Origin of the sequence: Undibacterium sp. Ji22W, from assembly GCF_049340305.1 — a bacterium.
Taxonomy (GTDB): Bacteria; Pseudomonadota; Gammaproteobacteria; order Burkholderiales; family Burkholderiaceae_D; genus Undibacterium.
Window position 1 is genome coordinate 1 of record NZ_JBMPOU010000031.1, and the last position, 264, is coordinate 264.

At 56.1% G+C, this 264-nt stretch carries 1 pseudogene; it reads left to right on the forward strand.

The features are described 5' to 3' along the window. Positions 1-264, forward strand: a pseudogene (locus ACO0KW_RS20460) (hypothetical protein); the annotation flags it as partial.

Here is a 264-nt window from a genome sequence, read left to right on the forward strand (position 1 = left end):
GTACGATCAAAGATGATGGCACCGGCACTGGTGGTAGCGACAACGATACGCCAACTTTGAGCGTCAGCAATGTCACGGTCGCGGAGAGCGGTGGCTTTGCGCAATTCACGGTGAGCTTAAGTAATGCGAGCACGACCGCAACGAGTGTCAGCCTGGCCTTAGGCGGTGGTAACGCCACAGGCAGTGGTACGGATTACGGTAGTGCGACAGCGACGAATCTGCAAGTATCAACGGATGGTGGAACGACGTGGAACAATGCGGCTA